Raw genomic sequence first — 21653 nt, forward strand, 5'->3', positions numbered from 1 at the left:
GGGGACGGGCAGGCGCCGCGTTCAGTTCCGCACGCCGTTGTGCGGGACGTCTGTGTGCCGTGTCAGACCGTCAGGGCACGGTCCGTCGGGCGGATCGGGGCCGGCAGGGCGCTGGCTCCGGTCAGGAAGCGGTCCACGCCGCGTGCCGCGGAGCGGCCCTCGGCGATGGCCCACACGATGAGGGACTGGCCGCGGCCCGCGTCCCCGGCGACGAAGACGCCGTCGACGTTGGTCGCGTAGTCCTCGTCACGGGCGATGTTGCCCCGTGCGTCGAGCTCCAGACCGAACTGCTGGACCAGACCGTTGGCCTGGTCGGTGCCGGTGAAGCCCATCGCGAGCGTGACCAGCTGCGCGGGGATGACCCGCTCGGTGCCGGGCTTCTGCTCCAGCTTACCGTCCTTGAACTCCACCTCGACCAGGTGGAGGGCCTGGACGTTGCCGTCCTCGTCGCCCTCGAAGTGGGTGGTCGAGACGGAGTAGACCCGCTCGCCGCCCTCCTCGTGCGCGGAGGTGACCTTGTAGAGCATGGGGAAGGTCGGCCAGGGCTGGTTGGCGTTCCGCTCCTCGCCCGGCCGGGGCATGATCTCCAGCTGGGTGACGGACAGGGCGCCCTGGCGGTGCGCGGTGCCGACGCAGTCGGCGCCGGTGTCGCCGCCGCCGATGACGACGACGTGCTTGCCCTCGGCGGTGATCGGGGAGACCGTCAGGTCGCCCTCCTGCACCTTGTTGGCGAGCGGCAGGTACTCCATCGCGAAGTGCACGCCGTTCAGCTCCCGGCCCGGGACGGGCAGGTCGCGCGAGACGGTGGCACCGGCGGCGATGACCACGGCGTCGTAGCGGCGGCGCAGCTTCGCGGCGTCGATGTCCCGGCCGATCTCGGTCTCGGTGCGGAACTTGGTGCCCTCCGCGCGCATCTGCTCGATGCGGCGGTTGATGTGCGACTTCTCCATCTTGAACTCGGGGATGCCGTAGCGGAGGAGGCCCCCGATGCGGTCCGCGCGCTCGTAGACGGCGACCGTGTGGCCGGCCCGGGTGAGCTGCTGGGCGGCGGCGAGGCCGGCCGGTCCGGAGCCGATGACGGCGACGGTCTTGCCGGAGAGGCGCTCGGGCGGCTGCGGGGTGACATCGCCGCGGTCCCACGCCTGGTCGATGATCGAGACCTCGACGTTCTTGATGGTGACGGCCGGCTGGTTGATGCCGAGCACGCACGCCGACTCGCAGGGGGCCGGGCACAGCCGCCCGGTGAACTCCGGGAAGTTGTTCGTGGCGTGCAGCCGCTCGGATGCGGCGGTCCAGTCCTCGCGGTAGGCGTAGTCGTTCCACTCGGGGATGAGGTTTCCGAGCGGGCAGCCGTTGTGGCAGAACGGGATGCCGCAGTCCATGCAGCGGCCGGCCTGCTTGCTGATGATCGGGAGCAGCGAGCCGGGAACGTAGACCTCGTTCCAGTCCTTGACGCGCTCGCCCACGGGGCGGGTCTGCGCGACCTCGCGGCCGGTGGTCAGGAAGCCCTTGGGGTCAGCCATTGGTCGCCGCCTCCATCATCTTCTCGGTGGTCTCCTGCTCGGAGAGACCGGCGAGCTCAGCGGCGTCCTTGGCGGCGAGCACTGCCTTGTAGGTGGACGGGATGATCTTGCTGAAGCGGGCCACCGCGGTGTCCCACTCGGCGAGGAGCTTCCCGGCGACGGTGGAGCCGGTCTCCTCCTGGTGGCGGCGCACGACGTCGTGCAGCCACTGCTTGTCGGTGCCGGTCAGCTCCTCGATCGCGCCGAGGTTGCCGGCGTTGACGTTGTCGCGGTCGAGGTCGATGACGTACGCGACACCGCCGGACATGCCGGCCGCGAAGTTGCGCCCGGTCTCGCCGAGCACCACGGCGTGGCCGCCGGTCATGTACTCGCAGCCGTGGTCGCCCACGCCCTCGGAGACGACGGTGGCGCCGGAGTTGCGGACGCAGAACCGCTCACCGGTGCGGCCGCGGAGGAACAGTTCGCCGCCGGTGGCGCCGTAGGCGATGGTGTTGCCCGCGATGGTGGAGTACTCGGCGAGGTGGTCGGCGCCGCGGTCGGGGCGGACGACGACGCGCCCGCCGGACAGGCCCTTGCCGACGTAGTCGTTGGCGTCGCCCTCCAGGCGCAGGGTGACACCGCTGGGCAGGAAGGCGCCGAAGGACTGGCCCGCGGAGCCGGTGAAGGTGATGTCGATGGTGTCCTGGGGCAGGCCCGCACCGCCGAACTTCTTCGTGACCTCGTGGCCGAGCATCGTGCCGACGGTCCGGTTGATGTTGCGGATCGCGATCTGCGCGCGGACCGGCTGGGCGGCCTCGGGGCTTTCGGCCTTGAGGGCGTCGGCGGCGAGCTTGATCAGCTCGTTGTCGAGGGCCTTGTCGAGGGCGTGGTCCTGCTCGGTGTTCCGGTACCGGACCGCGCCTTCGGGGAGCTCCGGGACGTAGAACAGCGGGGCGAGGTCGAGGCCCTGGGCCTTCCAGTGGGTGACGGCCCGGTCGGTGTCGAGCAGCTCGGCGTGGCCGACGGCCTCCTCGATCGTGCGGAAGCCGAGCTCGGCGAGGAGCTCGCGGACCTCCTGCGCGATGAACTCGAAGAAGTTGACGACGTACTCGGCCTTGCCGGAGAAGCGGTCGCGCAGCACCGGGTTCTGGGTGGCGATGCCGACGGGGCAGGTGTCGAGGTGGCAGACGCGCATCATGACGCAGCCGGAGACGACGAGCGGCGCGGTCGCGAAACCGAACTCCTCGGCGCCGAGCAGCGCGGCGATGACGACGTCGCGGCCGGTCTTGAGCTGGCCGTCGGTCTGCACGACGATGCGGTCGCGCAGGCCGTTGAGCAGCAGGGTCTGCTGGGTCTCGGCGAGGCCGAGCTCCCAGGGGCCGCCCGCGTGCTTGAGGCTCGTGAGGGGGGACGCGCCCGTGCCGCCGTCGTGGCCGGAGATGAGGACCACGTCCGCGTGCGCCTTGGAGACGCCCGCCGCGACCGTCCCGACGCCGACCTCGGAGACCAGCTTCACGTGGATGCGGGCCTGCGGGTTGGCGTTCTTGAGGTCGTGGATCAGCTGAGCCAGGTCCTCGATGGAGTAGATGTCGTGGTGCGGCGGCGGGGAGATGAGGCCGACGCCCGGGGTGGAGTGCCGGGTCTTGGCGACCCACGGGTAGACCTTGTGGCCGGGCAGCTGGCCGCCCTCGCCGGGCTTGGCGCCCTGGGCCATCTTGATCTGGATGTCGTCCGCGTTGACCAGGTACTCGCTGGTGACACCGAAGCGGCCGGAGGCGACCTGCTTGATGGACGAGCGGCGGGCCGGATCGTAGAGCCGGTCGGCGTCCTCGCCGCCCTCACCGGTGTTGGACTTGCCGCCCAGCTGGTTCATCGCGATGGCGAGGGTCTCGTGGGCCTCGCGCGAGATGGAGCCGTAGGACATGGCGCCGGTGGAGAAGCGCTTGACGATCTCCGAGACGGGCTCGACCTCCTCGATGTCGATCGAGGGGCGGTCCGACGTGAAGCCGAACAGGCCGCGGAGCGTCATCAGCCGCTCGGACTGCTCGTTCACCCGGTCCGTGTACTTCTTGAAGATGTCGTACCGGCGGTTGCGGGTGGCGTGCTGGAGGCGGAAGACCGTCTCCGGGTCGAACAGGTGCGGCTCGCCCTCGCGGCGCCACTGGTACTCGCCGCCGATCTCCAGCGCGCGGTGCGAGGCGGAGATGCCCGAGGCGGGGTAGCCCTTGGTGTGCCGGGCGGCGACCTCCTGGGCGACGACGTCGAGGCCGGCGCCGCCGATCTTGGTGGCGGTGCCGTTGAAGTAGCGGTCCACGAAGGACTGGTCGAGGCCGACCGCCTCGAAGACCTGGGCGCCGCGGTAGGAGGCGACCGTGGAGATGCCCATCTTGGACATGACCTTGAGGACGCCCTTGCCGAGCGCGTGGATCAGGTTGCGGATGGCCTGCTCGGCCTCGATGCCCTCGATGAAGGTGCCGGCGCGGACCAGGTCCTCGACGGACTCCATGGCCAGGTACGGGTTGACCGCGGCGGCGCCGTAGCCGATCAGCAGCGCGACGTGGTGGACCTCGCGGACGTCACCGGCCTCGACCAGCAGGCCCACCTGGGTGCGCTGCTTGGTGCGGATGAGGTGGTGATGGACGGCGGAGGTGAGCAGCAGCGAGGGGATCGGCGCGTGCTCGGCGTCGGAGTGCCGGTCGGAGAGGACGATCAGGCGGGCGCCGTCCTCGATGGCGGCGTCGACCTCGGCACAGATCTCCTCGATGCGGGCGGCCAGCGCGTCGCCGCCGCCGTGCACCCGGTAGAGGCCGGAGAGCGTGGCGGCCTTCATGCCCGGCATGTCGCCGTCGGCGTTGATGTGTATGAGCTTGGCCAGCTCGTCGTTGTCGATCACCGGGAAGGGCAGCGCGACGCTGCGGCAGGACGCGGCGTTCGGCTCCAGGAGGTTGCCCGAGGGGCCGAGCACGGAGCGCAGCGAGGTGACGAGCTCCTCGCGGATGGCGTCCAGCGGCGGGTTGGTGACCTGCGCGAACAGCTGGGTGAAGTAGTCGAACAGCAGCCGGGGGCGGGCCGAGAGCGCGGCGATCGGCGAGTCGGTGCCCATGGAGCCCAGGGGCTCGCCGCCGGTGCGGGCCATCGGGGCGAGGATGACGCGCAGCTCCTCCTCGGTGTACCCGAAGGTCTGCTGGCGGCGGGTGACGGAGGCGTGCGTGTGGACGATGTGCTCCCGCTCGGGGAGGTCCTCCAGCTCGATCTCGCCGGTCTCCAGCCACTCCTGGTAGGGGTGCTCGGCGGCGAGGGACGCCTTGATCTCGTCGTCCTCGATGATGCGGTGCTCGGCGGTGTCCACGAGGAACATGCGGCCGGGCTGCAGGCGGCCCTTGCGGACGACCTTGGCCGGGTCGATGTCCAGGACGCCGACCTCGGAGGACAGCACGACGAGGCCGTCGTCGGTGACCCAGTAGCGGCCGGGGCGCAGACCGTTGCGGTCGAGGACCGCGCCGACCTGGACGCCGTCGGTGAAGGTGACACAGGCCGGGCCGTCCCAGGGCTCCATCATCGCGGAGTGGTACTGGTAGAACGCGCGGCGGGCCGGGTCCATGGAGTCGTGGTTCTCCCACGCCTCGGGGACCATCATCAGCACCGAGTGCGGCAGGGAGCGGCCGCCGAGGTGGAGCAGCTCCAGGACCTCGTCGAAGGAGGCGGAGTCGGAGGCGTCCGGGGTGCAGACGGGGAAGATCCGGTCGAGCGGCGCGTCGCCGAAGAGGCCGGAGGCGAGCTGGGACTCGCGGGCCTTCATCCAGTTCCGGTTGCCCTTGACCGTGTTGATCTCGCCGTTGTGCGCGACGAAGCGGTACGGGTGGGCGAGCGGCCAGCTCGGGAAGGTGTTGGTCGAGAAGCGGGAGTGGACCAGGGCGACCGCGGTGGCGAACCGGGGGTCGGAGAGGTCCGGGAAGAAGGGCTCCAGCTGACCGGTGGTGAGCATGCCCTTGTAGACGATGGTGCGGGCGGAGAGCGACGGGAAGTAGACCCCGGCCTCGCGCTCGGCGCGCTTGCGCAGCAGGAACGCCTTGCGGTCCAGCGCGATGCCCGTGCTCTCGCCGTCGGCGACGAAGAGCTGGCGGAACTCGGGCATGGTGGCGCGGGCGCCGTTGCCGAGGATGTCCGGGGTGACCGGGACCTCGCGCCAGCCGAGGACCGTGAGGCCCTCCTCGCCGGCGATCTTCTCCAGTTCGCCGACGGCGCCGGTGGAGTCGTCGGCGGGCAGGAAGGCGATGCCGACGGCGTAGGCACCGGCCTCGGGGAGCGTGAAGGGGACCTCGGCACGCAGGAACGCGTCCGGGACCTGGAGCAGGATGCCGGCGCCGTCACCGGAGTCGGGCTCCGAGCCGGTGGCACCGCGGTGTTCGAGGTTGCGGAGCACGGTCAGCGCCTGCTCGACCATCTCGTGGCCGGGCACACCGGTCAGAGTGGCTACGAACCCCACGCCACAGGCGTCGTGCTCGTTGCGGGGGTCGTACATCCCCTGGGGGGCGGGGCGACCGTCCATGGGCGACCAGGCGTCGGTGCGCATCGGCTCTCCCGTCGTCGTCGTGGCATATGCAGTGCCGAGGGACGACGTTGGCCCTCTGCGAAATTTCGTGCAGATTACATGATGGGGCGCTTCTCAAAAAGCGGATGAACCATTCCAACATGCGGACACCGTCGACGACGGTGGAGTGGGTCGCTGTCGGAGGATCGGCGCCCGGGAGACGCGGAGAGCAGGCGTCGTTGCCCGCGGTGTCTACGGCTCATGCCCGGTGGCGGAGAAAACGAAACCGCCGGGTAGTGGCTACTTATGTGCAGCCCTGCATAGGGACTCATTTTACGGTGCGCGGCGCGGTCGCGCCCAGAGGCCCGGACCAAGACGTACGTCACACGCGTGGCGTACGCGTAACGGGCCGATTGCGTGAACCGGCCCGTTACGCGGCAGAAGCCTGAGGGAGAAGCGGCCGGGGGTCAGCCGCCCACGGCCACGCCGAACAGGGCGCCCAGGCCGTACGTGATCGCGGCGGCAGTGCCGCCCAGCGCCAGCTGGCGCAGTCCGCTGAACCACCAGCTGCGGGCGGTCACCCGGGCCACCACCGCGCCGCAGCCGAACAGTCCGGCCAGCGCCAGGAGCACGGCCGGCCACAGCGCGTCGGCGCCCAGCAGGAACGGCAACACGGGCAGCAGGGCCCCCAGCGCGAAGGCGCCGAACGAGGAGACGGCCGCCACCAGGGGGGAGGGCAGGTCGCCCGGGTCGATGCCCAGCTCCTCGCGGGCGTGGATCTCGAGGGCCTGCTCGGGGTCGCGCGAGAGCTGGCGGGCGACCTCGCGGGCGAGCGCGGGCTCGACGCCCCGGGACTCGTAGAGCGCGGCGAGCTCCCGCTCCTCGTCCACGGGGTGCTTGCGCAGCTCGCGCCGCTCGACGTCCAGCTCGGCCTCGACCAGCTCGCGCTGGGAGGCCACGGAGGTGTACTCGCCGGCCGCCATGGAGAAGGCGCCGGCGGCCAGTCCGGCGAGGCCGGTGATGACGATGGTGCGGTGCGAGACGTCGCCGCCGGCGACGCCGGTCATCAGCGCCAGGTTGGAGACGAGTCCGTCCATCGCGCCGAAGACCGCGGGTCGCAGCCAGCCGCCGTTGACGTCGCGGTGGGTGTGGTTGTCCCGGTGCGCCTCGTGCAGTACGGCGTCGGTCTCGATGATGGCCACGACGTGCCCCTCTCCCCTGGTCCGAGTTCCCCGGAGACGGGCCTCCTGCCCGCCCGCACTCGCTCGACACCCTCGAAAGTACGCACGAAAAATCGCTCCTGCCAGCAAGGCAGGCCGTACTTACCACCCTGCGTAACCGGATAGGTACGGCTTGCCTTGCTGTCCGGAAGGTTTCATCCGAGTGGCCCTTTTGTGTGGATAACCGGCCTTCGTCCCGGCTCGACGTGGAACGGATCCCACAGGCACGAGTACTGGCTCGGTACGAGCGAAGGGTCGACGCGATGGAGACGGTCGCAGGAAATCCGACGGCGCCGCGGGTGGGCGGCACACGGACGGCAGGGCTTCCGGACGGGCCGGCCCCGGGCGGGCCCCGCGACCGGGCCAGGGGCGCGCTGCTCGGCCTCGCGGTCGGCGACGCGCTCGGCGCCCCGGCGGAGAACATGCGGCCCTCCGAGATCCGCCGCCGCTGGGGCCGGATCGAGGGCTTCGTCAGCGACGACCCCGCGGGCACCGACGACACGGAGTACGCGATCTTCTCCGGGCTGCTGCTGGCCCGGCACGGCTCGGACCTCACCGTCACCGATGTCGAGCGGGCCTGGCGGCTGTGGATCGCCGACCTGGACGAGGGGCCGTTCCGGGGCGCCGGTTTCAGCGAGCGCGGCACCCTGGAGAACCTGCGCCGGGGCCTGGCCGCGCCGATCTCCGCCCAGCACCGGCACGCCTGGAGCGACGGCCTGGCGATGCGGGCCGCGCCCTTCGGCGTCTTCGCGGCCGGGCGCCCCGCCGAGGCGGCCCGGCTGGTCGCGGTCGACGGCCGGGTCAGCCACGAGGGCGAGGGCATCTACGGGGGCCAGGCGGTGGCCGCCGGGGTGGCCGCCGCGATGACCGGCGCCTCGGTCACCTCGGTGATCGCCGCCGCGCTCTCGGTCGTCCCCATGGACTCCTGGACGGCCCGCTCGCTGCGCCGCGCGGTGACGGCGGCGCGGCGCCCGTACCCCGACCGCCTCACCGGCGAACGCGCGGTCCGCTCGGCCGTGGTGGTCGGCGGCTACCCGTGGACGGACCTGGCCCCGGAGGCGGTCGGCCTGGCCTTCGGCGCCTTCGCGGCGGCACGCGGCGACTTCCGTACGGCGGTGCTGATGGCCGTCAACATGGGGCGCGACGCCGACACGACGGCGGCGGTGGCGGGCGCCCTGTCCGGCGCCCTGCACGGCGCGTCGGCGATCCCCCGCCTCTGGGCGGACGCGATCGGCCCGGTACGCGGCAGCTGCCTGCCGTCGATGCGCGGGTACCACGTGGTGGACATCGCGGACCTGCTGGTGTCGGGCGCCGACGAAACGGCCGCGACCGACGGACCACCGCGCCGCACCCCGGGGGCCGGACGGGCGGCGGGCTCGGCCGGACGGGCGGGCCGCAGCCCGGTGAAGGGCCCCGGGGCGGACCGGGCGGAGCCGGACGAACCGGTGGACCGCGCCCCCGCCGGGGGAGCACCGGCCCCCGCCGCGGCCGGGCCCGCGCGGCCGGGCGGCTGCCCCGCGGGCGCCGGGGCGGTGTCCCGGTGAGCGGGGCGCGGCGGGCGCGGATCGAGGGGCTGCTCATCGGGCTGGCCGCCGGGGACGCCGCGGGGTGGCCCGCGGCCCGGCACCGGGCGGCCCGGATGCCGGAGTGGACCCGGCGCCTGACCCGGGAGCTGGACACCTTCGCCGAGCAGAACGCGACGACCACGCTCCCGGTGCCCATCGCCCTCAACCAGCCCCCCGAGCCGCTGCGGCTCGGGCCGTCCGACGATGCCGAGTGGGCGGCGTTCGCGGCGGGGACCGTGCTGGCGGCGGCCCCCGGGCACGGGCGGGCCGGGCCCGCCTCCGGTCCGTGCGACGCACACGTGCGCGCTGCCGTCGCCGGGGCCTGGAACGCCCTCGCCGCCGAGGTCGCCGCCGCCGCTGCGCGGGCGACCGAGGTGGAGGCGGCCGTGCTGCCGTTGCGGGCGCGGATCTCGGTGCGGGCCGGGCTCGGCAACCTCGCCGCCGGGCTGCGGCCGCCCGCCACCGGGCACGACAACCCGCACTACTTCGACGACGCGGCGTGCGTACGGGCGGCCGTGCTGGCGGTCGTCCACCCGGGCGACCCGGACGCGGCGGCGGAGCTCGCGGAGTTCGACGCGCGCTTCACCCAGGACGGGGACGGGGTTCACGGGGCGCGGGCGATGGCCGCCGCGAGCGCCGAGGCGCTGGGCGGGGCGGACGTGGACACCGCCGTGAACGCCGCGCTGGCCCAGCTCCCCGACGGCACCGAGATCGCCCGCAACGCGGCCCACGCGGTCCGGATCGCCCGGGAGTTCGCCGGGGAGCGGGCCGGGGCGTTCGCGCTCGTCCCGGTCCTGGAGCACCAGATCGTGGACCACGTCTACAGCTACGGGATCGCCGCCGCCGAAACCGTACCGGTCGCTCTCGCGCTGACCACCGCGTCCCGGGGCGACATCGCGCAGGCCGTGCCCGCGGCGGCCTGCCTGTCCCGGGTCGCGGACTCCGCGCCCGCCCTGGCCGGCGCGCTGACCGGGGCACTGGGCTCCATCGGCTCCGTGCCCGACGGCTGGCGCGAGACCTGCCGGACGCTGGCCGGCTGCGCGCTGCCCCGCCTCGCGGGCACGGATCTGCTGGAACTCGCCGGGCTGCTGGCAGACACGGAACCGGCCCCCATGGGTGGACAATTCGGACATGACCTCCACCGTGCCCCTGGCGCCCACGACGTCCCCCTCCCCCACGACAGCCACGACGCCCACGCTCGATGACCGGATCACCGGCGCCCTCGTCGGCGCCGCCGTCGGCGACGCGCTGGGCGGCCCGGTCGAGGGCCGCTCCCCGGAGCAGATCACGGCCCGGCACGGCGGCAGGATCACCGGGATCGTCGGCCCCTGGGACGGCGACGACTGGCGGACGGCCCGCCCGATCGCCCCGTACCACAAGGGGGACGGGCACGTCACCGACGACACCCTGATGACGCACGCGCTGGTCCGGGTGTACGGGAAGGTGCGCGGCCATCTCGACGCGTACGCGGTCGCCGACCACCTCGTACCGGAGATGATCGGCGCTCCGCGCTGGATTCCCGAGCTGGAGGCCGAGGCGCTGCCGCTCCAGCGGGTCTTCCTCGCGGAGAAGTGGATCGTCGCCCGGCTGCACTACGGCCACGTCGACCCGCGCGAGGCGGGCTCCGGAAACATCGTCAACTGCGGGGCCGCGATGTACATGGCCCCGGTCGGTCTGGTGAACGCCGCCCATCCGCAGGCGGCGTACGCCGAGGCGATCGACGTCGCCGGGGCCCACCAGTCGAGTTACGGCAGGGAGGCGGCGGGCGTCTTCGCGGCGGGGGTGGCCGCCGCCTGCGCGCCCGGGGCGACGCCCGCCACGATCGTGGAGGCGTGCCTGTCGCTCGCCAAGGACGGCACCCGGGCCGCGATCGAGGCCGTCTGCGAGGCGGCCGCCCGCCACCAGGACGTGGAGTCGGCGCTCGTCCCGCTGCGCGCGGCCGTCGCCCCTTTCGACACCGTCGGCCCCGATTACCGCGCGCCCTCGCTCGGCGCCCGCCGCCCGTCCCGGCTGCACGCGATCGAGGAGCTGCCGGTCGCCCTCGGCATGCTCCTGGCCGCCGGCGGGGACTACCGGCAGGCGGTCCTCGGGTCGGTCAACTACGGCCGCGACTGCGACTCGATCGCCACGATGAGCGGCGCGCTGGCGGGCGCCCTGCACGGCGAACGCGCCGTCCCCGCCGACTGGGCGGCCACCGTCGCCGAGGCCAGCCGCCTCGACCTGCGCGCCCCGGCCCGGACCCTGGCCGAGGTGGCCCGCGAGGTGTTCGCGCGGGACACCGCACGCCGCCGGGCCCACGAGGCCGCCTTCGCCACGCTGGCGGGCACCTCGTGACCACGGCGGTGCGGGTGACCTGGGTGCAGCCGGAGGACCTGGTGGGCCACGAGCTGCGGCAGGCCGCCGAGGACGGCCGCGACGCACGCGACATCGCCCGCCGGTGGTACGAGGCCGGCGGCTCCCCCGCCCCCGAGCGCGCCGGCGCATCCGCCCCCGGCGCCCCGCCCGGGCTGCGCGCGGTCGCCGAGCGGCTGCTGGACGAACTCGCCCTGCTGGAATCCCCGCTGGCCGGTGACGAGCCGGACGGCCTGGACGCGATCCGGGCCGCCTGCCCGCAGTGGCCGCGCGCGCGGGGCGGGCGGCCGGCCGGCCGGGAGCGGCTGCACGCCGCCTGGCTGGGCCGCGCCGCCGGGTGCTTGCTGGGCAAGCCGGTCGAGAAGCTGCCGCTGGAAGGCATCCGCGCCCTGGCCCGGGCGACCGGCAACTGGCCGCTGAACACCTGGTTCACCGCCCGGGGTCTGCCCGCCCCGCTGGCCGCCACCTATCCGTGGAACCGGCGCTCCGCGCCCACCTCGCTCGCCGAGAACATCGACGGCATGCCCGAGGACGACGACCTCAACCACCCCCTGCTCACCCTGTTGCTGCTCCAGCGCCACGGCGCCTCGTTCACCACCGCGGACCTGGCCCGGCTCTGGCTGGACGAGCTGCCGGCCGGGCGTACGTTCACCGCCGAGCGGATCGCGTACCGGAATCTGCTCGACGGCATCGAGCCCCCGGAGACCGCCCGCCACCGCAACCCGTTCCGCGAGTGGATCGGCGCGCAGATCCGGGCCGACGTGCACGGCTGGACCCGGCCGGGCGACCCTGCCGGGGCCGCGGAGCAGGCGTACCGCGACGCGGTCCTCACCCACACCGGGAACGGCGTCTACGGCGCGATGTTCACGGCGGCGGCGCTGGCCGAGGCGGCCACGGGCGAGACCGACGCGCACGGCTGCCTGGCCACCGGCCTGCGTGTGGTGCCCCCGCGCTCGCGTTTCGCGGCGGCGGTACGCGACGGCATCGCGGCCGCCCGCCAGGAGCGGGACTTCGATACGGTCGTGGACCGGCTGCACGCGGCGTACGGCGGGTATCACTGGGTGCATGTGCTGCCCAACGCGGCCCTGCTGGCCGCCGCGCTCACCCACGCCGACGGCGACTTCACCGGTTCGATCTGCAAGGCGGTGTCCGGCGGCTGGGACACCGACTCCAACGGTGCGACCGCCGGTTCGCTCGCCGGACTGCTCGCCGGGCGGCCGGACGCGCTGCCCGACCGGTGGACCGCCCCGCTGAAGAACCGGCTCGCCACGTCCGTCCCCGGTTTCGACGGGGCCGGCTTCGACACCCTGGCCGCCCTGACCCACCGGCTCACCCACGAGGAGGCACTCCGCCCATGACCAGAGTCGCGGTGCTCGGCAGCACCAATATGGATCTTGTGGCCTACGTCGACCGGGCCCCGGAACGCGGCCGGACCGTCACCGGACGGGAGTTCCGCACCATCCCCGGCGGCAAGGGCGCCAACCAGGCCGTCGCAGCCGCCCGCGCGGGCGGTGACGTGCTGATGATCGGCGCGGTCGGCGACGACGAGTACGGCGTACGGATGCGGGAGAACCTGGAGCACTCCGGCGTCGACACCGACCTGCTGCACACCGCCGAGGGCCCCAGCGGCACCGCGCACATCGTGGTCGACGCCAAGGGGTCCAACGCGATCGTGGTCATCCCCGGCGCCAACGGCACCATGACCGCGCTCGGTCCGGGCGAGGTGGCCGCCATCGCCGAGGCGGATCTGTTGCTGCTCCAGCTGGAGCTGCCGATGTCCGCCGTGATCGAGGGCGCCCGGGCCGGTCACGCCCAGGGCGTACGGACCCTGCTCACCCCCTCCCCCGTGCAGGAGCTGCCCTCCGAACTCCTCGACCACGTCGACCTGCTGATCCCCAACGAGCACGAGGCGGCCGAGCTGTCCGGCTACGACGACCCGCACGCGGCGGCGGAGATCCTCCTCGGCCAGGTCCCCGCGGTGCTCATCACGCTCGGTTCGAAGGGCAGCCTGTACGCGGCCCGGGGCAGCCGCACCATCCACTTCCCGGCCCCGGACGTCACCGCCGTCGACACCACCGGCGCCGGGGACACCTTCGTCGGCGCCCTGGCCGTGGCGCTGGGCGAGGGGCGGCCCGTCCCGCAGGCCGTCGCCTGGGCCTCGGCCGCCGCCGCGCTCTGCGTGCAGAAACCGGGCGCCTCGGTCTCCATGCCGTACCGCAGCGAAATCGACGGCGCGTGAGCGCCCCCGCGGCGCCGCCGCTGACCGGACTGCGGGTCGTCGATCTCGCCACGCTCTTCGCGGGCCCGCTCTGCGCGACGATGCTGGGCGACTTCGGCGCGGAAGTGATCAAGGTGGAGCACCCGGTGCGCCCCGACCCGTCCCGGGGCCACGGGCCCGCGAAGGACGGGGTGGGCCTGTGGTGGAAGCTCCTCGGCCGCAACAAGCGCAACCTGACGCTCGACCTCTCCGCCCCGGAGGGCCGCGATCTGCTGCTGCGGCTCGCCGCCGGCACCGACGTGATCATCGAGAACTTCCGGCCGGGCACGCTGGAGCGGTGGGGCCTCGGGCCCGATGAGCTGCACGCCGTCAACCCCCGCCTGGTCCTCGTGCGCGTCACGGGCTTCGGCCAGTTCGGCCCGTACTCCCACCGGCCCGGCTTCGGGACGCTGGCCGAGGCGATGAGCGGCTTCGCGGCGATCACCGGGGAGCCGGACGGGCCGCCGACCCTGCCGCCGTTCGGCCTGGCCGACTCGATCGCCGCGCTCGCCACGGCGTACGCGGTGATGGCGGCGCTGGCCGGCCGCGACCGTACCGGCGAGGGGCAGGTGGTCGACATGGCGATCATCGAGCCGATCCTGACCGTGCTCGGCCCGCAGCCGCTCTGGTACGACCAGCTCGGTTACGTACAGCCGCGCACCGGCAACCGGTCGCGCAACAACGCCCCGCGCAACACCTACCGCACCTCGGACGGGCAGTGGGTGGCCGTCTCCACCTCCGCGCAGTCCGTCGCGGAGCGGGTGATGCGCCTGGTCGGGCGGGCGGACCTGATCGAGGAGCCGTGGTTCGCCTCGGGCGCCACCCGCGCCGAGCACAGCGACGAGCTGGACGAGGCCGTGGGCCACTGGATCGCCCGGCACAGCCGGGAGGAGGCCCTGTCCGCGTTCGAGAAGGCGGAGGCCGCCATCGCCCCCATCCACGACGTCCGGGACGTGATGGAGGACCCGCAGTACCGGGCGCTGGACTCCGTCACCGAGGTGGACGATCCGGAGCTGGGCCCGCTGCGGATGCAGAACGTCCTCTTCCGGCTCTCCCGGACCCCGGGCGCGATCCGCTGGGCGGGCCGCCCGCACGGGGCCGACACCGAGGAGATCCTGACCGAGCTGGGGCTGAGCGGGCCCGAGATCTCGGCGCTGCGGGCGGAGCGGGTGCTGTGAGCGCGGCGGCCCCCCTCACCCTGCTGTACGTGCCCGGCGACCGGCCGGACGTCGTGCGCAAGGCGGCCGGCTCGGGGGCGGATGTGGTGATCGTGGACCTGGAGGACGCGGTCGCCCCCGACCGCAAGGAGTACGCGCGCGCCGCGACGGTGGAACTGCTGTCGGACCCGCCGTCCGCCACGGCGCCGCCCGTCCATGTCCGGGTCAACGACGAGGCGGACGTCCTGGCGCTGGCCGGCCTGCCGGGGCTCGCGGGGCTGCGGCTGCCGAAGATCACCCACGCCGCTTCCGTGCACCACATCGCGGCACTGGCCCCCGGGGTGGCCCTGTGCCCGCTCCTGGAGTCGGCCCTCGGCATCGAGCACGCGTACTCGGTGGCCTCCGCGCACCCCCAGGTCCGCGCCATCGCCCTGGGCGAGGCGGACCTCCGCGCCGATCTGGGCGTACGGGAGGACGCGGGCCTCGACTGGTCGCGCAGCCGGGTGGTGGTCGCCGCCCGGGCGGCCGGCCTGGCCCCGCCCACACAGTCGGTGTTCGCGGACGTCCGGGACCTGGACGGCCTCTGGTCCTCCTGCGCCCACGGCCGGGCCCTGGGCTTCCTGGGCCGGGCGGCGATCCACCCCCGCCAGCTCCCGGTGATCGAACGCGCGTTCCACCCGACGCCGCAGGAGGTCGAAGCGGCCTGGGAGATCGTGGAGGCGGCCCGCGACCAGGCAGGGGCCCAGGCCCTCCCGGACGGCCGCTTCGTGGACGCGGCGGTGGTTGCGCAAGCGCGCCGGACCCTGGCGCTGGCCCAGCGCAAACGGTGAGCACATCAAGCCCGTCCGGCGATTGAGGACACCCGGCGACGGCGAAGGGGCCGCCGGAATCCGGCGGCCCCTCACTCAGCTTGCGCGGCGTCAGCCTTTGGCGGCCTCGGCCGTACCGTCCGCCTTCGGCGCGTCCTCGTCGGCCTCCGACTTCACATCGGCGTCCGGCTTCGCGTCGGCGTCGGCGTCCGGCTTCGCGTCGGCGTCGGCTTCCGGCTCGTCCGAGGATTCCGGCGCCTCCGGCGCCCCGGGCGCCCCCGGCTCCACGACCTCCTCGCGGCCCGGCCGGACCTTCGCCGAGATCACGATGTACGTCACCGCCAGCACGAACACGATCAGCGCGGTCCACACGTTGAGCCGCAGGCCCAGGATGTGGTGCGCCTCGTCCACGCGCAGGTACTCGGTCCACACGCGCCCCGCGCAGTACGCCGCGACGTACAGCGCGAACGCCCGTCCGTGACCGAGCTTGAAGCGGCGGTCGGCCCAGACGACCAGGAGGGCCACACCGACGCACCACAGCGACTCGTACAGGAAGGTCGGGTGGTAGGTGCCCGCGACCCGGTTCGGGCCCTCGCTGATCTTCAGCGCCCACGGGACGTCGGTCGCCCTGCCGTACAGCTCCTGGTTGAACCAGTTGCCCCAGCGGCCGCACGCCTGGGCGAGGGCGATGCCGGGGGCGAGGGCGTCGGCCCAGGCGGGCAGCGGGATCCCGCGGCGGCGGCAGCCGATCCAGGCACCGACCGCGCCCAGCGCGATCGCACCCCAGATGCCGAGCCCGCCCTGCCAGATCTTGAAGGCGTCGACCCAGTCCTCACCGTCGCTGAAGTACAGCTGGTAGTCGGTGATGACGTGGTAGAGGCGGCCGCCGACAAGACCGAAGGGCACGGCCCAGACGGCGATGTCGGCAACGGTGCCTGCGGTGCCGCCTCGGGCGATCCAGCGCTTGTTGCCGAACCAGACGGCGACGAAGACACCGATGATGATGCAGAACGCGTAGCCGCGGAGCGGGATCGGTCCGAGATCGATCACGCCGGTCGACGGGCTGGGAATGTAGGCAAGGTTCATGGCAGCATCGACGCTACCCTGCCGGGCGGGAGGTAGGACAACCCACCCGGCAACGTCTGGGTAACGAGCGGGCCTTCGATTCCCCCGGCCGGCCCCATGGAAGCCTTACGGCGTGGCCGTGGCGGTGGCCGGTTTCTTGCCCTTGTTGGCCTCGGCGACCCACTTCTTCAGGTTGGCCGCCGTGATCGCCTCGTCGCCCTTCTTCGGGAAGATCGACTCCCCGTTGAGCAGGGCCGTCGGAGTGCCCTGGAAGCCGCCGTCGCTGAAGGCCTTGTTGGACTTCTCCACCCACGCGTCGTGCTTGCCGTCCTCGACACAGCCGCGGAAGTCGGGCGTGTCCAGGCCGGGGACCTTCTTGGCGAGCTCGATCAGCTTGTCGTTGTCCCCGAAGGCGTCGTCGGTCTCCGCCGGCTGGTTGCTGTACAGCACGTCGTGGTACGCGGAGAACTTGCCGGCGTCCTGCGCGCAGGCGGCCGCGTTGGCCGCCTTGAGGGAGCCGCTGCCGCCCATGTTGCCGTCGATGATCGTGGCGAGGTGGTAGTCGACCTTGATCTGGCCGTCGCGCTCCATCTCGTGGATCGTGTCGCGGAACGCGGTCTCGAACTGGGCGCAGACCGGGCAGCGGAAGTCCTCCCAGATGGTGAGGGTGGACGGGGCGTCGTCCGCGCCGACCCGGATGGCCAGGGCGTCCTTGCCGGTCGCCCCGGACGGGGCGACGGCCGGTCCGGACGCCTTGGACTTGTCGCTCTTGCCGCCGGTGTTCGCCGCGATCACGCCGACGACCGCGGCCAGGCCGAGGACCCCCACCACGGCCGTGGACACGATCAGCGTGCGGCGCCGGCGGTCGCGCGCCTTCGCCTGCTCGCGCTGCTGGATCAGCCGGTCTCGCGCGGCCCTCTTACCCTGTTCGTTCTTCTCGCTCACACCGCGCAAACGACCCGGGGAGGCACTCGCGTGCCTCCCCGGACCGAGGTCCACCCGTTCGGGTTACCTCAGGTGTCAGCGCTTTCGAACACCTTCGGCAAGCTCGGCCGCCAGTGAACGGACGCCCGCGAGCCCGGCCGCCTCGTCGGGGGCGTCGAGCATCCGCTTGACGAAGGCCGTGCCGACGATGACGCCGTCGGCGAAGCCGGCGACCTCCGCGGCCTGGGCGGCGTCGGACACGCCGAGGCCGACGCAGACCGGCAGCTCGGTGGTGGCCCGGGTCCGCCGGACCAGCTCCTGGGCCTGCGCGCCGACCGAGGCGCGGGTGCCGGTGACGCCCATCAGGGACGCGGCGTAGACGAAGCCGGAGCCCGCGTCGGTGATGGTGGCGATCCGCTCGTCCTTGCTGCTGGGCGCGACGACGAAGACGGTGGCCAGGCCGTTCCGCTCCGCGTGCTCGCGCCACAGCGCGGACTCCTGGACCGGCAGGTCGGGCAGGATGCACCCGGCGCCGCCCGCCTCGGCCAGCTCGGCCGTGAACCGCTCGACGCCGTACCGGTCGATCGGGTTCCAGTACGTCATGATCAGGATCGGCGCCCCGGTGGCCTCGTGGGCCTCGCGCACCGTGCGCATCACGTCGGCGATCCGCACGCCGCCGCGCAGCGCGATGTCGTCGGCGGTCTGGATGACCGGGCCGTCGAGCACCGGGTCGCTGTGCGGCAGCCCCACCTCGATGACGTCGGCGCCGCCCGCGACGGCGGCCTTGACGGCCTCGATGCCGCCGTCGACGGTCGGGAAGCCGGCCGGCAGGTACGCGATGAGCGCGGCCCGGTCCTCGGCCCGCGCGGCGGCGAGCGTGGTGTTCAGCAGTTCGATGTTGCCGCTCACAGCGCGTCCCCCTCGATCTCCGCGGCACCGCTGCCGGCGTCCGCCTCGACGGCCGCGTCGGTGTCGTACAGCCCGAAGTAGCGGGCCGCCGTGTCCATGTCCTTGTCGCCGCGCCCGGAGAGGTTGATCAGGATCAGCCCGTCCTTGCCCAGCTCCTTGCCGACCTCCAGCGCCCCGGCCAGCGCGTGCGCGCTCTCGATGGCCGGGATGATGCCCTCGGTGCGGGAGAGCAGGCGCAGCGCCTGCATGGCCGCGTCGTCGGTGACGGCGCGGTACTCGCCCCGGCCCACGTCCTTGAGGTACGCGTGTTCGGGGCCGATGCCCGGGTAGTCCAGGCCGGCCGAGATGGAGTACGGCTCGGTGATCTGGCCCTCGTCGTCCTGGAGGACGTAGCTGCGCGAGCCGTGCAGGATGCCGGGCTCGCCCGCGGTCAGGGTCGCCGCGTGCTCGCCGGTCTCCACGCCGTGTCCGGCGGGCTCGCAGCCGATGAGGCGGACGTCCGGGTCGGGCACGAAGGCGTGGAAGAGGCCGATGGCGTTGGAGCCGCCGCCGACGCAGGCCACGGCGGCGTCCGGCAGCCGGCCGGCCCGCTCCAGGATCTGCCGTCTGGCCTCCACGCCGATGACGCGGTGGAAGTCGCGGACCATCGCCGGGAAGGGGTGCGGTCCGGCGACCGTACCGAAGAGGTAGTGGGTGCGGTCCACGTTGGCGACCCAGTCGCGGAACGCCTCGTTGATGGCGTCCTTGAGGGTGCGGGAGCCAGACTTCACGGCGATGACCTCGGCGCCCAGCATCCGCATGCGCGCCACGTTCAGCGCCTGGCGCTGGGTGTCGATCTCGCCCATGTAGATGGTGCAGTCGAGGCCGAAGAGGGCGCAGGCGGTCGCGGTGGCGACGCCGTGCTGTCCGGCGCCGGTCTCCGCGATGACACGGGTCTTGCCCATGCGCCGGGTCAGCAGCGCCTGCCCCAGCACGTTGTTGATCTTGTGCGATCCGGTGTGGTTCAGGTCCTCGCGCTTGAGGAAGACGCGGGCGCCGCCGGCGTGCTCGGCGAAGCGGGGCACCTCGGTGAGGGCGCTGGGCCGTCCGGTGTAGTGGACCATCAGCTCGCCGAGCTCGGCGGCGAACGCGGGGTCGGCCTTGGCCTTCTCGTACTCGACGGCGACCTCGTCCACGGCGGAGACCAGCGCCTCCGGGATGAACTTGCCGCCGTACGCGCCGAAGTAGCCCTCGGCGCTGGGGATCAGACCCTCCGGGTCCGGGATGAAGAAGTCGGAAGACATGCGGAACGTGCTCCTCGTCGTCACAGGGGTGGTTGCACCGTCTGCGCCATGAGCGGAGCGCCGCCCCGGTCCGGGACCGGGGCGGTTCGGACACGCGGAAATGCGGCCGGGGCCCGCTCTACGACGCGCGCGCCCTGCGCCATCGCATGCCGTTGACCTGACCGGGCTCGGCGCCGATCACGTACCGCACCCGCCGGCCGTGCACCCGGCGCGCGGGCGCCCGGCAGCCGCGGTGCCACGAGGGCAGCGCACAGCTCGTCGGCTCGGGGTGCGGGAGGGACACGGCCGGGTCAGCCCCGTCCGTGGCGCAGGGCCGGGTGGGCGCCGGCGGCGACGAGGTCGGCGACGGCGGTCCGCGGGTCGCGGCCGGTGACCAGGGACTCGCCGACCAGCACGGCGTCGGCGCCGGCGTTGGCGTAGGCGATCAGGTCGTGCGGGCCGCGGACGCCGGACTCGGCGACCTTGACGATGTGGTCGGGGATCTCCGGGGCGACGCGCTCGAAGGTGGAGCGGTCGACCTTGAGGTCCTTGAGGTTGCGCGCGTTGACGCCGATGATCCGGGCCCCGGCCTCGACGGCGCGCTCGGCCTCGTCCTCGTCGTGCACCTCGACCAGCGGCGTGAGGCCGATGGACTCGGCGCGCTCGATCAGGGAGACCAGGGCCTCCTGTTCGAGGGCGGCGACGATCAGCAGCACGAGGTCGGCGCCGTACGCGCGCGCCTCCCACAGCTGGTACGAGGTGACGATGAAGTCCTTGCGGAGGATCGGGATGTCGACCTTGGCGCGGACGGCTTCCAGGTCCGCCAGGGAGCCGCCGAAGCGGCGCTCCTCGGTGAGGACCGAGATGACGGAGGCCCCGCCGGCCTCGTAGTCCGCGGCGAGCGCGGCCGGGTCGGCGATGGCGGCCAGCGCGCCCTTGGAGGGGCTGGAGCGCTTGACCTCGCAGATGACGGTCACGCCCTCGCCGCGCAGGGCGGCGACGCCGTCCTTGGCGCGGGGGGCACGGGCGGCGCGTTCCTTGAGCTCGTCGAGGCTGACGCGCGCCTGCCGCTCCGCGAGGTCGGCGCGTACGCCGTCGATGATCTCGTCGAGCACACTCACGCGAGCGGCCCCCTTCCGGAACGGTGACAAAAAAACGTAGCAGGCCACAGGATCAGCCACTCCGATGTTATCCGCAGGAGGGCGCTGGGCCCGCATCCGGCCGTCGGCTGTCCCACTACCTGGGACTTCACGGGGCGAGCGCGGAGCCGAAGGGGAGGTTCCGGATGACCGTGAAGAGCAGCAGTACGGCGCCGATCGCCCACCAGTGCACCGTCCGCAGCCCGATCCGCAGGGGCTTTCCGCGGGCCTCGCGGACCAGCCATACGGTCCACAGCGCGGCGAAGAGCGCGTAACCGGCCACCGCGAGCGCGTTGGCCCCCAAGGCGGCGGCCAGGTCGCCGTGGGCGAAGGCGTGGGCGCTGCGGAGGCCGCCGCAGCCGGGGCAGTAGACACCGGTGAACCGCAGCAGCGGGCAGACGGGGTAGTGGCCGGGCTCGTTCGGGTCGACGGTGGCGACGTATCCGAAGGCGCCGACGACGGCGGCGAGCACGCCCACCGGGACGGCGAGCCGCCGCAGCCGTGAGGCGCCGGCGGGGGCCGTGGGGAAGAGGGGGGCCGGCACGGGGGCGAAGGGCGGCGGCCCGGGGGCCGGGACCGGGGCGGGGTCCGGGGCCGAAGAGGCGGCGGCGGGGGTTGGCGTTGCGTCCACCCGGTGATTGTCGCCGCTGACGCGGAGAGGCGCAGCCCGGTCCGGGCCGCGCCTCTCCGGCGTACGTGGTGCGGGGGTCAGGAGGTCTGCGCCTGGCCGGCGCGCGCGCGGGCGGCGGCCAGCTCGGCCGACTCCTTCGGCATGCCGAGGCCCGCGGCCTTCATCGCGAGGCCGACGACACCACCGAGCAGGACGACGCCCATGCCGGCCCAGAAGCCGGCCGGGTTGGCCGCGACCATGAAGACGCCCGCGACGCAGAAGCCGATGAAGGCGATGATGACACCGGTCCAGGCGGCCGGGGTGTGTCCGTGGCTGCTGCCCGCCATGAGT

Annotated in this window: 18 protein-coding genes; 7 read left to right on the forward strand and 11 right to left on the reverse strand. The window is 73.4% G+C overall.

Annotated elements, in window-relative coordinates; genetic code table 11:
• Positions 1-62: 62 nt before the first annotated feature.
• From ACLQ2N_RS19320 to ACLQ2N_RS19330, 3 genes are all read right to left on the reverse strand, one after another.
• Positions 63-1523 (reverse strand): glutamate synthase subunit beta, encoded by a 1461-nt coding sequence (locus tag ACLQ2N_RS19320; protein ID WP_425814597.1) that lies wholly within the window; start codon positions 1521-1523, stop codon positions 63-65.
• On the reverse strand, positions 1516-6075 hold the full coding sequence (gltB, locus tag ACLQ2N_RS19325) for a glutamate synthase large subunit (protein WP_425814599.1): 4560 nt from the start codon (positions 6073-6075) through the stop codon (positions 1516-1518). Before gltB ends, ACLQ2N_RS19320 begins: the two co-directional genes overlap by 8 nt.
• A gap of 425 nt (positions 6076-6500) precedes the next feature.
• The gene (locus ACLQ2N_RS19330; protein ID WP_425814601.1) at positions 6501-7235 is read right to left on the reverse strand and encodes a VIT1/CCC1 transporter family protein; all 735 of its coding nucleotides are present in this window, start codon (positions 7233-7235) and stop codon (positions 6501-6503) included.
• A 281-nt stretch (positions 7236-7516) separates the two neighbouring features.
• On the opposite strand from ACLQ2N_RS19330, the gene ACLQ2N_RS19335 reads away from it, so the two are divergent.
• Genes ACLQ2N_RS19335 through ACLQ2N_RS19365 form a run of 7 tightly spaced genes read left to right on the forward strand, consistent with a single transcriptional unit; the run spans position 7517 to position 15414 of the window.
• Complete coding sequence (locus ACLQ2N_RS19335; RefSeq protein ID WP_425814603.1) at positions 7517-8797, forward strand: ADP-ribosylglycohydrolase family protein; 1281 nt, start codon at positions 7517-7519, stop codon at positions 8795-8797.
• Positions 8764-10023 (forward strand): ADP-ribosylglycohydrolase family protein, encoded by a 1260-nt coding sequence (locus tag ACLQ2N_RS19340; protein ID WP_425815023.1) that lies wholly within the window; start codon positions 8764-8766, stop codon positions 10021-10023. The genes ACLQ2N_RS19335 and ACLQ2N_RS19340 overlap by 34 nt, the downstream gene beginning before the upstream one ends.
• Positions 9950-11152: an ADP-ribosylglycohydrolase family protein gene (locus tag ACLQ2N_RS19345; protein WP_425814605.1), complete on the forward strand. Its 1203-nt coding sequence runs from the start codon at positions 9950-9952 to the stop codon at positions 11150-11152. The genes ACLQ2N_RS19340 and ACLQ2N_RS19345 overlap by 74 nt, the downstream gene beginning before the upstream one ends.
• Positions 11149-12528: an ADP-ribosylglycohydrolase family protein gene (locus ACLQ2N_RS19350; RefSeq protein WP_425814607.1), complete on the forward strand. Its 1380-nt coding sequence runs from the start codon at positions 11149-11151 to the stop codon at positions 12526-12528. Before ACLQ2N_RS19345 ends, ACLQ2N_RS19350 begins: the two co-directional genes overlap by 4 nt.
• A complete protein-coding gene (gene rbsK, locus ACLQ2N_RS19355; RefSeq protein WP_425814609.1) occupies positions 12525-13409 on the forward strand; it encodes a ribokinase in 885 nt (294 codons plus the stop codon). Before ACLQ2N_RS19350 ends, rbsK begins: the two co-directional genes overlap by 4 nt.
• Entirely contained in the window at positions 13406-14605 is a 1200-nt protein-coding gene (locus ACLQ2N_RS19360) for a CaiB/BaiF CoA transferase family protein (protein WP_425814611.1), read from the forward strand. Before rbsK ends, ACLQ2N_RS19360 begins: the two co-directional genes overlap by 4 nt.
• A complete protein-coding gene (locus ACLQ2N_RS19365; protein ID WP_425814613.1) occupies positions 14602-15414 on the forward strand; it encodes an HpcH/HpaI aldolase/citrate lyase family protein in 813 nt (270 codons plus the stop codon). Before ACLQ2N_RS19360 ends, ACLQ2N_RS19365 begins: the two co-directional genes overlap by 4 nt.
• Positions 15415-15504: 90 nt before the next feature.
• Here ACLQ2N_RS19365 and lgt read toward each other — a convergent pair whose 3' ends face one another.
• The 8 genes from lgt to ACLQ2N_RS19405 all read right to left on the reverse strand — a co-directional run bounded on the left by lgt (position 15505) and on the right by ACLQ2N_RS19405 (position 21649).
• Positions 15505-16479: a prolipoprotein diacylglyceryl transferase gene (gene lgt, locus ACLQ2N_RS19370; protein ID WP_425814615.1), complete on the reverse strand. Its 975-nt coding sequence runs from the start codon at positions 16477-16479 to the stop codon at positions 15505-15507.
• Between the two features lie 105 nt (positions 16480-16584).
• Positions 16585-17403, reverse strand: a complete 819-nt coding sequence (locus ACLQ2N_RS19375) for a thioredoxin domain-containing protein (protein ID WP_425814617.1) — start codon at positions 17401-17403, stop codon at positions 16585-16587.
• A gap of 75 nt (positions 17404-17478) precedes the next feature.
• Positions 17479-18291, reverse strand: coding sequence for a tryptophan synthase subunit alpha (gene trpA, locus ACLQ2N_RS19380; protein ID WP_425814619.1), 813 nt, complete (start codon positions 18289-18291; stop codon positions 17479-17481).
• Positions 18288-19574, reverse strand: coding sequence for a tryptophan synthase subunit beta (trpB, locus tag ACLQ2N_RS19385; RefSeq protein ID WP_425814621.1), 1287 nt, complete (start codon positions 19572-19574; stop codon positions 18288-18290). Before trpB ends, trpA begins: the two co-directional genes overlap by 4 nt.
• A gap of 118 nt (positions 19575-19692) precedes the next feature.
• Positions 19693-19857: a tryptophan biosynthesis modulator TrpM gene (gene trpM / locus ACLQ2N_RS19390; RefSeq protein WP_425814623.1), complete on the reverse strand. Its 165-nt coding sequence runs from the start codon at positions 19855-19857 to the stop codon at positions 19693-19695.
• Between the two features lie 7 nt (positions 19858-19864).
• On the reverse strand, positions 19865-20674 hold the full coding sequence (gene trpC, locus ACLQ2N_RS19395) for an indole-3-glycerol phosphate synthase TrpC (protein WP_425814625.1): 810 nt from the start codon (positions 20672-20674) through the stop codon (positions 19865-19867).
• A gap of 127 nt (positions 20675-20801) precedes the next feature.
• Complete coding sequence (locus ACLQ2N_RS19400; protein ID WP_425815025.1) at positions 20802-21236, reverse strand: DUF2752 domain-containing protein; 435 nt, start codon at positions 21234-21236, stop codon at positions 20802-20804.
• A 164-nt stretch (positions 21237-21400) separates the two neighbouring features.
• Positions 21401-21649 carry an HGxxPAAW family protein gene (locus ACLQ2N_RS19405; RefSeq protein ID WP_425814626.1) on the reverse strand — a complete coding sequence of 83 codons (249 nt, stop codon included), beginning with the start codon at positions 21647-21649 and terminating at the stop codon, positions 21401-21403.
• Between the last annotated feature and the right edge of the window lie 4 nt (positions 21650-21653).

This window comes from Streptomyces sp. DT224 (assembly GCF_049844595.1).
Classification (GTDB): Bacteria; Actinomycetota; Actinomycetes; order Streptomycetales; family Streptomycetaceae; genus Streptomyces.

What these genes read in the sequence shown, in the direction of transcription:
- ACLQ2N_RS19320 (WP_425814597.1), bottom strand. Translation starts at nt 1,523, where the DNA reads ATGGCTGACCCCAAGGGCTTCCTGACCACCGGCCGCGAGGTCGCGCAG.
- trpB (WP_425814621.1), bottom strand. Translation starts at nt 19,574, where the DNA reads ATGTCTTCCGACTTCTTCATCCCGGACCCGGAGGGTCTGATCCCCAGC.
- ACLQ2N_RS19405 (WP_425814626.1), bottom strand. Translation starts at nt 21,649, where the DNA reads ATGGCGGGCAGCAGCCACGGACACACCCCGGCCGCCTGGACCGGTGTC.
- rbsK (WP_425814609.1), top strand. Translation starts at nt 12,525, where the DNA reads ATGACCAGAGTCGCGGTGCTCGGCAGCACCAATATGGATCTTGTGGCC.
- gltB (WP_425814599.1), bottom strand. Translation starts at nt 6,075, where the DNA reads ATGCGCACCGACGCCTGGTCGCCCATGGACGGTCGCCCCGCCCCCCAG.
- ACLQ2N_RS19335 (WP_425814603.1), top strand. Translation starts at nt 7,517, where the DNA reads ATGGAGACGGTCGCAGGAAATCCGACGGCGCCGCGGGTGGGCGGCACA.
- lgt (WP_425814615.1), bottom strand. Translation starts at nt 16,479, where the DNA reads ATGAACCTTGCCTACATTCCCAGCCCGTCGACCGGCGTGATCGATCTC.
- ACLQ2N_RS19345 (WP_425814605.1), top strand. Translation starts at nt 9,950, where the DNA reads ATGACCTCCACCGTGCCCCTGGCGCCCACGACGTCCCCCTCCCCCACG.